Origin of the sequence: Streptomyces palmae (assembly GCF_004684805.1) — a bacterium.
GTDB lineage: Bacteria > Actinomycetota > Actinomycetes > Streptomycetales > Streptomycetaceae > Streptomyces > Streptomyces palmae.
Map to the genome: position 1 here is coordinate 1 of NZ_SRID01000290.1, position 9067 is coordinate 9067.

The window sequence follows — 9067 nt, forward strand, 5'->3', positions numbered from 1 at the left end:
GTTCCCCGCGCCCCTGGTGGGGCGCGGGGAACCGTGGTGCGGGGAGGGGGTCAGGCGAGGGTGGCGATTGCCTGGTTGAAGGTGGCGGACGGGCGCATCACGGCCGCGGCCTTGGCCGGGTCGGGCTGGTAGTAGCCGCCGATCTCGGCCGGGGAGCCCTGCACCGCGATCAGCTCGTCGACGATGGTCCCCTCCTGCTCGGTCAGCGTCTTGGCCAGGCCGGCGAAGGCCCCCGCGAGCTCGGCGTCGTCGGTCTGCTTGGCCAGCTCCTGGGCCCAGTACAGGGCCAGGTAGAAGTGGCTGCCGCGGTTGTCGATGCCGCCGACGCGACGGGTCGGGGACTTGTCCTCGTTGAGGAAGGTCGCCGTCGCGCGGTCCAGGGTGTCCGCGAGCACCTGGGCGCGCGCGTTGCCGGTGGTCTGCGCGAGGTGCTCGAAGCTCGCCGCGAGCGCGAAGAACTCGCCCAGGCTGTCCCAGCGCAGGTAGTTCTCCTTGACCAGCTGCTGGACGTGCTTGGGGGCGGAGCCGCCGGCACCGGTCTCGAACAGGCCGCCGCCCGCCATCAGCGGGACGACGGACAGCATCTTGGCGCTGGTGCCCAGCTCCAGGATCGGGAACAGGTCGGTCAGGTAGTCGCGCAGCACGTTGCCGGTGACGGAGATGGTGTCCTCGCCGCGGCGGATGCGCTCCAGGGAGAAGCGGGTCGCCTCGACCGGGGAGAGGATCTTGATCTCCAGGCCCTCGGTGTCGTGCTCCGGCAGGTACGCCTTGACCTTGGCGATCAGCTGGGCGTCGTGGGCGCGGTTCTCGTCGAGCCAGAAGACGGCCGGGGCGCCGGTCGCGCGGGCGCGGGTGACGGCGAGCTTGACCCAGTCGCGGATCGGCGCGTCCTTGGCCTGGCAGGCGCGGAAGATGTCGCCCTCGGCGACGGCCTGCTCCAGGACGACCTCGCCGGCCTGGTCCACCAGGCGGACGGTGCCCGCGGCCGGGATCTCGAAGGTCTTGTCGTGGCTGCCGTACTCCTCGGCCTTCTGCGCCATCAGACCGACGTTCGGCACCGAGCCCATGGTGGCCGGGTCGAAGGCGCCGTGGGCGCGGCAGTCGTCGATGACGACCTGGTAGACGCCGGAGTAGCTGCTGTCCGGGAGGACGGCGAGGGTGTCGGCCTCCTGGCCGTTCTTGTCCCACATGTGGCCCGAGGTACGGATCATCGCGGGCATGGAGGCGTCGACGATGACGTCGGAGGGGACGTGCAGGTTGGTGATGCCGCGGTCCGAGTCGACCATGGCCAGGTCCGGGCCCTCGGCGAGCTCGGCGTCGAAGGAGGCCTGGATCTCGGCGCCCTCGGGCAGCGCGGCCAGGCCCTTGAGGATGGTGCCCAGGCCGTCGTTCGGGGACAGGCCGGCGGCGGCGAGCTGCTCGCCGTACCGGGCGAAGGTCTTCGGGAAGAAGGCGCGCACCACGTGGCCGAAGATGATCGGGTCGGAGACCTTCATCATGGTGGCCTTCAGGTGCACCGAGAACAGCACGCCCTCGGCCTTGGCGCGGGCGACCTGGGCGGCCAGGAACTCGCGCAGGGCGGCGACGCGCATCACGGAGGCGTCGACGACCTCGTCCTTGAGGACCGGGACCGACTCGCGCAGCACGGTGGTGGTGCCGTCCTCGGCGAGGAGCTCGATGCGCAGCGCGCCGTCCTCGGCGATGACGGTGGACTTCTCGGTGGACCGGAAGTCGTCGGCACCCATGGTCGCGACATTGGTCTTGGACTCGGAGGTCCAGGCACCCATGCGGTGCGGGTGGGTCTTGGCGTAGTTCTTCACCGAGGCCGGGGCGCGGCGGTCGGAGTTGCCCTCGCGCAGCACCGGGTTGACCGCGCTGCCCTTGACCTTGTCGTAACGGGCGCGGATCTCGCGCTCCTCGTCGGTCTTCGGGTCGTCCGGGTAGTCCGGCAGCGCGTAGCCCTGCTCCTGCAGCTCGGCGATGGCCGCCTTCAGCTGGGGGATGGACGCCGAGATGTTCGGCAGCTTGATGATGTTCGCGCTGGGGGTCTTGGCCAGTTCGCCCAGCTCGGCGAGGGCGTCGGCGATGCGCTGGCCCTCCTCCAGACGCTCGGGGAAGCTGGCGATGATCCGGCCCGCGAGGGAGATGTCGCGAGTCTCCACGCTCACCCCGGCCGTCGAGGCGTACGCCTGGACCACCGGCAGGAACGAATACGTCGCCAGGGCCGGGGCCTCGTCAGTGTGCGTATAGATGATGGTCGAGTCAGTCACCGGGTGCTCCGCTCCACGTCTGCAACATTGCTCGACATCAAGATATCTCGTGACCGACCCCCTCTCGACAGGGCCCTGCCCCGGCAGCCGCCCCGGTCAGCCCGGCGCGGGTGGCGCGCGGCGCGGGCAGCGGGGCTCGCCACCCGCGCCGCCCCCGGGGCGCGGGCAGCCGGGCCCGCCACGGACCCCGGGCCCGGGAGGCAGGCCGCCGGGCCGGCCCGCGGCGCACCGGCAGGACCGGGCGCAGCAGGCGGCGGCCCAGCGTGCGCAGCAGGCGGCGGGCGCGGCGGCTCAGCGGCCCGGGGCAGGACACCGCCCGGGGCAGCAGGCGGGCGCAGCGCACCCCGTACACGCCGGCCACGGCCGCCGCGGCCCAGCACAGCACCGCCGGCAGCCGGCGGCACAGCGCACCGCCCCAGCGGCCGGAGCAGCCGAGCACCCACCCGGTGCGCACCACTCGTGCCCAGCCCGCCGGTCCGTCCCCGAGTCCTGCCCGGGCCCGCGCGGCCCCTCTCGCCTCCACGGACACCGTCCTCCTCGCCACCGCCGACGATCCGCAGGCCCCACCCCACCACCTCCACCCCGGCCACGTCCGGCTGCGGCGCGCGGAAAGTCCCCGGCGGACCGGACCGGACAACGGCTCCCCCGCCGCCGCGCGCGCTGGGACACCCGGGAGTCTCCGCCGTACACACGGGACCGGGGCCCCGCCAGGGCCACCGCTCCAGGTCCGGCTGCGGCACGCGAAGTGGCCCCCGCGGACCGCGGACAACGGCTCCCCCCGCCGCCGCGTGCCGCGTACGGGCCGGTCAGGGGCGCGGTGCGGCGCGGGACGGGGGCGGGGTGTCGACCGGTGCGGCGCCGGCGGCGGGGTTGCGGCGTACCAGGAGGACGGCGACGTCGTCGCCGAAGGAGGCGCTGACCGCCGGGTTGATGACCTGCTCGGCCAGCCGGTCCAGGTCGGTTCCGGGAGCGGGGTCCGCCGTTCCCGGCCCGCCCCAGTGGGTGAGGCGCTCGCAGAGCGCGGCCACCGCCTCGTCGTGGTCGACGCCGGGCCTCTCCACCAGGCCGTCGGTGTAGAGGAGCAGGACGGCGCCCTCCGCCAGGGTCGCCTCGGTGACGGGGTAGGTCTCGTCCGGGAAGATGCCCAGCGGCATGCCGCCCGGCACCTCCAGCGGGGCGGCGCTGCCGTCCGGCTGGAGCAGCAGCGGGTGCGGGTGCCCGGCCCGCACCACGTGGAGGGCCCCGCTGGCCGGGCAGATCTCCGCGATGCAGCAGGTCGCGAAGAGGTCGGTGTCCATCCGGTACAGGGTGAGGCCGGCGCGGGACATCAGCTCGGCCCGCCCGCGTCCGTCCTCGGCCTGCATCCGCATGGCGATCCGCAGCTGTCCCATCACCCCGGCCGCGCGCGCGTTGTGGCCCTGGACGTCGCCGATGACCAGGGTGACCCGGCCGTCGGGCTGGGGCAGCGCGTCGTACCAGTCGCCTCCCACCTCGAGCCCGCGCGAGCCGGGGCGGTAGCGCACCAGTACCTCCAGCCCCGGCAGCGGTGGCAGCCGGCGGGGCAGCATCATCTGCTGCAACTCGGTCAGATGGGCGCGGCGTTCGTCGAAGAGCCGGGCCCTGGCCAGTGACTGGGCGAGGATGCCGGCCAGGCCGGCGCCCAGCACCTGCTCGTCGGGGGAGAAGACGTGCGGGCGGTGGTAGACGATCGCGCAGACGCCGAGCAGCCCGTCGGCGGTGGACAGCGGCAGGATCGCCCAGGAGTGCAGCCCGGGCAGCGGTTCCAGCCGCGGATCGCCGATGCGCTCCAGGAACTCCTCGCGGGAGCTGAGGAACATCGGCTCGCCCTCGCGCAGTGGTGCCAGATAGGGGTTGTCGGCGCCGATGCGGCTGATCCAGTCGAGCCGTTCGCGGTGCTCGGGGGCGAAGCCCCGGGATCCGAACAGCCGGATCTGGCCGTCCGGGGCGCGCAGGAAGATGGCCATCCGCTGGCCGCCCAGGGCCGGCAGCACGGTGTCGGCCATGGTGGCGACGATGTCCTCGGCGGTGGCCGCCCCGGTGAAGGCGCGGGTGATGGCCAGGACGAAGTCCTTGCGGGCCAGCCGTTCCTCGTCCTGGTTCTGCTCGTCGGTGACGTCCCGGCACACCCCGATCATGCCGCGGGCTTGGCCGCCGCTCCCGTAGACCACCCGGCTCTCCACCTCGATCCAGCGCACGGCCCGGTCGTCGCGGCGCCGGATGCGGTGGCGGACGGTGAACCGTCCGGTCTGCAGGCTCTCCGTCAGCGCCTGGTCGAGCGTCTCCCGGTCCTCGGGGTGCACGGCGTCGAAGAGGGTCTCGATGCGGTGGTCGAAGTCCTGGGGGGCGATGCCGAACATCCGGCACAGGCGCTCGTCCCAGACCAGTCGCCCCGAGACGAGGTCCCAGTCGAAGGAGCCGATGCCGGCGCTGGCCATGGCCATCTCCAGCAAGGTGGCGCGGTCGGGGGCCTGGGTCGGCACCATGCGCGGGGCACCCGTGTCCGGCGCCCCGCCGGCCCGCCCCCGGCCTGCGCCCAGCAGCTGGTCGAGGCGGTGGGCGCCCAGTGCGGCGAGGGTGAGGAGGTCCCGGTGCCGGGCGGGCTCCACCAGCTCCCCGCCGGGCAGGTCGAGCAGCATCGATCCGACCCCGTGGGAGCCGAGCAGCAGGGGCAGTGCCACGTACTCGGCGAGCGGGGAGGCGGGCATCGCCCCGGCGGCGGCCTTCGCCCCGTCGCGTACCTCGGGGACCGTGTAGAGGGGTTCCCGGTCGCGCACCACCCGGGCGGCGGGCAGCTCGGCCTCGGCCGAGATCACCCGGAACGGCTCCAGCAGTTCCTCCGCCACGCCCCGCTGGGCCACCATCCGAAGCAGCCCCTCGCCCTCGCAGTGGTAGAGCACACCGATCCGTGCGGTCCGCTGCGGTCCGGGATCCGCCGCCTCCAGCACCGCGGCCAGCAAGGCCTCGGGGTCCGGGCTGCCCAACAGCCGCCCCACCGCCTCCGCGTCCAGTCCGCCGCGGTCGCGGTCCGGGGCCCGGTGGTCCTCCTCCGGGCCAGCGGCCATCGCCTCTCCGCCTCCCGATCTCGCCCCCGTGCACCGCTCGGCTCCCCCTGCGGTCCCATGCTCCCCCGGCCGTGCGGGGCCCGCATCCGCAGCGATGCCATGTCCGAAATCCGCCAGCGCGGGGTCGGCCGAGGGCGCACAGTGGAGGGGTGATGGACGAGGAGAGCAGGTACGAGGCGGTGTGCAGCCGGGACGCCAGGTTCGACGGCGAGTTCTTCTTCGCGGTCGCCACCACCGGCATCTACTGCCGTCCCAGTTGTCCGGCGGTCACCCCAAAGCGGCAGAACGTCCGCTTCTATCCGACGGCCGCCGCCGCCCAGCGGGGCGGGTTCCGGGCCTGCCGCCGGTGCCGGCCGGACGCCGTGCCGGGGTCCGCGGAGTGGAACGCCCGGGCCGATGTGGTGGGCCGGGCGATGCGGCTGATCGGCGACGGGGTGGTGGACCGGGAGGGCGTCGCGGGCCTCGCGGTGCGGCTGGGCTACAGCGCGCGGCAGGTGCAGCGGCAGCTCAACGCGGAGCTGGGCGCGGGCCCGGTGGCGCTGGCCCGGGCGCAGCGGGCGCATACCGCCCGGGTGCTGCTGCAGACCACCGAGCTCCAGGTGGCCGACGTGGCGTTCGCGGCGGGGTTCGCCAGTGTGCGGCAGTTCAACGACACGATCCGGGAGATCTACGCGGCGACCCCGAGCGCGCTGCGGGACGCGGGGCGCCGGGCGGGCGAGCGGAGTGGCGGTCAGGGGCCGGGCGGGGTGCCGCTGCGGCTGGCCTACCGGGGCCGGTACGCCGCCGCGGAGCTCTTCGACTTCCTGGGGTGCCGGGCGGTGGCGGGGGTCGAGGAACTCGCCGGCGAGCGCGGGCACCGCGTCTACCGGCGCACCCTGCGGCTGCCGCGCGGCTGGGGGGTGGCCGAGGTGACCGAGGACGCGGGCGATCGCGGCTGGTTGGCCTGCCGGCTGTGGCTGAGCGAGTTGCAGGACCTGACCTGCGCCACCCAGCGGCTGCGGCGGCTGCTGGACCTGGACGCCGACCCGTACGCGGTGGCGGATCGGCTGGGCGCCGATCCGGTGCTGGGTCCCCTGGTGGCCCGGCGGCCGGGGATGCGGGCGCCGGGCGCGGTGGACCCGGCCGAGCTGGCGGTACGGGCGGTGCTGGGCCAGGGGCTGCCGGTGGCCGCCGCCCGGCGGCTCGGGGAGGTGCTGGTGGCGGCGTACGGTGAGCCGCTGCCGGCCCCGCAGGGCGGGCTGACCCGGCTCTTCCCCGCCGTGGCGGTCCTGGCCCAGGCGCCGCTGGCCGAGCTGGAGGTGACCGAGGAGCGGCGGGCCGCGGTACGCGCCGTCAGCGCCGCGCTGGCCGAGGGCTCGGTGCTCCTGGACGCCGGGGTGGACCGCGAACAGGCCGAGCGGGAGCTGCGGGCCCTGCCCGGGGTCAGTGCGTGGACGGCCGGCTACGTCCGGATGCGGGCGCTGGGCGACCCGGACGTGCTGCCCGCCCGCGACCCGCTGGTGCGCGCCGGGCTGCGGGCGCTGGGGGCGGCTCCGGACGCGGCGGAGGGCTGGCGGCCCTGGCGCTCGTACGCGCTCCACCACCTGTGGCACCGCGACCCGCGGTAGTCCCGGGGCGGCCCCGCGGGCGGGCGCGGCGGCCTCGACGGCCGCGGCGCCCGCCGGCGGATGACGCGGCTGCCCGTCAGCGGACGTGGACGCCCGACAGCGTGCGGGCGATGACCAGGCGCTGGATCTCGCTGGTGCCCTCGAAGATGGTGAAGATCGCCGCGTCCCGGTGCATCCGCTCCACCGGGTACTCCCGGGTGAAGCCGTTGCCGCCGAGGATCTGGATCGCCTGAGCGGTCACCTTCTTCGCCGTCTCGCCGGCGAAGAGCTTGGACATCGAGCCCTCGGCGGAGGTGAACGGCTTGTTGTTCGCGGCCATCCAGGAGGCCCGGTAGACCAGCAGGCGGGCGGCGTCGATCCGGGTGCGCATGTCGGCCAGCTGGAAGGCGACGCCCTGGTTGTCGATGATCGGGCGGCCGAACTGCTCGCGGGTGGTGGCGTAGTCCAGCGCCACCTCGTAGGCGGCCCGGGCCACGCCGACCGCCTGGGCACCGACGGCCGGGCGGGACGCCTCGAAGGTGGCCATGGCGGCGTTCTTCACCCTCTCCCCGCCCTTGGCGCTCCGCTCCCGGGCGCGGGCCAGCCGCTCGTCCAGCTTCTCCTTGCCGCCCAGCAGGCAGTGGCCGGGGACGCGGACGTCCTCCAGGACCACCTCGGCGGTGTGCGAGGCGCGGATGCCGTGCTTCTTGAACTTCTGGCCCTGGGACAGGCCGGGGGTGTTCGGCGGGATGATGAAGGAGGCGTGCCCCTTGGAGCCGAGCTCCGGGTCGACCACGGCCACGACCACGTGGACGTTGGCGATGCCGCCGTTGGTGGCCCAGGTCTTGGTGCCGTTGAGCACCCATTCGTCCTTGGCCTGGTCGTAGACGGCGCGGGTGCGCATGGCGGCGACATCGGAGCCCGCGTCGGGCTCGGAGGAGCAGAAGGCGGCCACCTTGACGTCGTCGGCGTCCCCGTACATCTGCGGGATCCAGGTGCCGATCTGCTCGTCGGTGCCGTTGGCCAGGACGCCGACCGCGGCCAGCCCGGTGCCCACGATGGACAGCGCGATGCCCGCGTCACCCCAGAACAGCTCCTCCATCGCCATCGGGATGCCGAGGCCGGTGGGGTCGAAGAACTGCTGGGCGTAGAAGTCGAGGGAGTAGAGTCCGATCTTCGCGGCCTCCTGGATGATCGGCCACGGCGTCTCCTCGCGCTCGTCCCACTCGGCGGCGGCCGGGCGCATCACATCGGCGGCGAAGCCGTGAATCCAGTCACGTACGCCCTTTTGGTCGTCGTTGAGCTCGAACGAGAACTCGGCCATGACCCCTCCTGCACACACTTGTTACTAGCGGTAACACGAGTCTGTTACTCACGAGTAGTAGATGTCAATCCCTCCTGCGGCCCCGCACCATCGGGCCTCTCACCTGCGGCGGGGTGTTACTTTGCGCAGGCGTCACAGAAACATCGGGGCGGGGAGGCCACCTCATGAACACCGGGACAAGCCAGCGGGAGTCCACCCGGCAGCGCCGCAGGGAACTGCTGGAGGCGGCGGACCGCGTCGTGCTGCGCGACGGACCGGAAGCCTCCATGAACGCCATCGCCGCCGAGGCGGGCATCACCAAGCCGATCCTCTACCGGCACTTCGGCGACAAGGGCGGCCTCTACCGGGCCCTGGCCGAGCGGCACACCGACGCCCTGCTCTCCTCGCTGCGCACCGCCCTGGACGCCCCGGCCGACCGGCGCGAGCGGGTCGAGGACACCCTGGACGCCTATCTGGCGGCCATCGAGGCCCGCCCGCAGGTCTACCGCTTCCTGATGCACCCGGCCGAGGACCAGCCGCAGGCCGAGGCGGAGGCGGGCTTCGACGTGGGCCGGCACTCGGCGCCGCTGCTGCGGCGGATGGGCGAGGAACTGGCCGAGGTGATCGCCGAGCGCATCGACACGGGCGGGAAGGGCACCGCGGCGGCGCGCGCCTGGGGCCACGGCATCGTCGGCATGATGTACGCGGCGGGCGACTGGTGGCTGCGCGAGCGGCCCTGCCCCCGCGCCGAACTGGTCCGCCACCTCACCGACCTCCTGTGGGGCAGCCTGGCCACCGCCCACGACCACCCCGACAGCCCCGGCC

At 74.1% G+C, this 9067-nt stretch carries 6 protein-coding genes; 2 read left to right on the forward strand and 4 right to left on the reverse strand.

All coding sequences use genetic code 11. The annotated features are described in order from the left end of the window. Nucleotides 1-50: 50 nt before the first annotated feature. From E4099_RS24115 to E4099_RS24125, 3 genes are all read right to left on the reverse strand, one after another. Complete coding sequence (locus tag E4099_RS24115; RefSeq protein ID WP_135341223.1) at nt 51-2270, reverse strand: NADP-dependent isocitrate dehydrogenase; 2220 nt, start codon at nt 2268-2270, stop codon at nt 51-53. Nucleotides 2271-2307: 37 nt separating this feature from the next. Then, nucleotides 2308-2793, reverse strand: a complete 486-nt coding sequence (locus tag E4099_RS24120) for a hypothetical protein (protein ID WP_135341224.1) — start codon at nt 2791-2793, stop codon at nt 2308-2310. Nucleotides 2794-3076: 283 nt separating this feature from the next. Beyond that, nucleotides 3077-5353, reverse strand: coding sequence for a SpoIIE family protein phosphatase (locus E4099_RS24125; RefSeq protein ID WP_135341225.1), 2277 nt, complete (start codon nt 5351-5353; stop codon nt 3077-3079). Nucleotides 5354-5505: 152 nt separating this feature from the next. On the opposite strand from E4099_RS24125, the gene E4099_RS24130 reads away from it, so the two are divergent. Next, nucleotides 5506-6960, forward strand: a complete 1455-nt coding sequence (locus tag E4099_RS24130) for a DNA-3-methyladenine glycosylase 2 family protein (RefSeq protein WP_135341226.1) — start codon at nt 5506-5508, stop codon at nt 6958-6960. 76 nt (nt 6961-7036) lie between these two features. Here the strand turns inward: E4099_RS24130 and E4099_RS24135 are convergent, their stop codons facing one another. After that, nucleotides 7037-8263 carry an acyl-CoA dehydrogenase family protein gene (locus E4099_RS24135; RefSeq protein ID WP_135341227.1) on the reverse strand — a complete coding sequence of 409 codons (1227 nt, stop codon included), beginning with the start codon at nt 8261-8263 and terminating at the stop codon, nt 7037-7039. A gap of 164 nt (nt 8264-8427) precedes the next feature. Between E4099_RS24135 and E4099_RS24140 the strand changes: the two genes are divergently transcribed. Then, on the forward strand, nt 8428-9067 hold a 640-nt coding region (locus E4099_RS24140), incomplete at its 3' end, for a TetR/AcrR family transcriptional regulator (protein ID WP_135341228.1).